Raw genomic sequence first — 933 nt, 5'->3', positions numbered from 1 at the left:
GGGTGCTGGTCGCTGGTGTGGTTCATGACGAAGTCGATGATCACGCGCATGCCGCGCTGGTGGGCGGCGTCCACGAACTCCACGAAGTCGGCGAGGTCGCCGAACTCGGGCAGCACGGCCGTGTAGTCGGAGACGTCGTAACCGCCGTCGCGCAGGGGGGACTTGAAGAACGGCGGCAGCCAGAGGCAGTCGACGCCCAGCCACTGGAGGTAGTCGAGTTTGGCCGTCAGGCCCTTCAGGTCGCCCACACCGTCGCCGTTGCTGTCCTGGAAGGAACGGACGAGCACCTCATAGAAAACAGCGCGCTTGAACCACTCCGGGTCCCGGTCCCTGGCCGGGGTGTCCTCGAAGGTGTCCGGCACCGGCTCGTTCACAGTCATGACGTACCCGACCCTCCGTTCGGCGCCGCGGCCGGCGACCGCCGGACGTGGAAGACGTGCGCGGGCGCCCGGCCGGGCTCCAGACGCACGTAGTTGGTCCTGCCCCAGTGATAGGTCTCACCCGTCAGTTCGTCGTGCACCGGCGTGGACTCGTGCCAGTCCAGGCCGAGCTGCGGCATGTCCAGCGAGATCGTGGCCTCCTGCGTGTGGTGCGGATCGAGGTTGACGACCACCAGCACGACGTCCGATCCCGCGCGCTTGCTGTACGCGATCAGCGCGTCGTTGTCCGTCCGGTGGAAGCGGATGCCGCGGAGCCTGCGCAGCGCGGGATGGGCGCGCCGGACGTCGTTGAGGCGGGTGATGAGGGGGGTGATGGTGCGTCCGTCGCGTTCGGCGGCGGCCCAGTCGCGGGGTTTGAGCTGGTATTTCTCCGAGTCGAGGTATTCCTCGCTGCCCTCGCGCAGCGGGGTGTTCTCGCACAGTTCGTAGCCGCTGTAGATGCCCCAGGTGGGGGAGAGGGTGGCGGCGAGGACGGCGCGGACCTCGAAGGCGG

At 68.4% G+C, this 933-nt stretch carries 2 protein-coding genes; both read right to left on the bottom strand.

Annotated features, from left to right (window positions below; all coding sequences use genetic code 11):
* The coding region (locus QC282_RS31985; protein WP_279553099.1) for an alpha-amylase family glycosyl hydrolase at positions 1-380 on the bottom strand (380 nt) is incomplete at its 3' end.
* On the bottom strand, positions 377-933 hold a 557-nt coding region (locus tag QC282_RS31980; RefSeq protein WP_279553098.1), incomplete at its 5' end, for a DUF3459 domain-containing protein. The genes QC282_RS31980 and QC282_RS31985, both read right to left, overlap by 4 nt.

Origin of the sequence: Streptomyces sp. DH24, from assembly GCF_029813775.1 — a bacterium.
In the GTDB taxonomy this organism is placed as follows: domain Bacteria; phylum Actinomycetota; class Actinomycetes; order Streptomycetales; family Streptomycetaceae; genus Streptomyces.
Note: the sequence above shows the minus strand (reverse complement) of the source record. Positions and strands in the feature narration are given on the sequence as shown.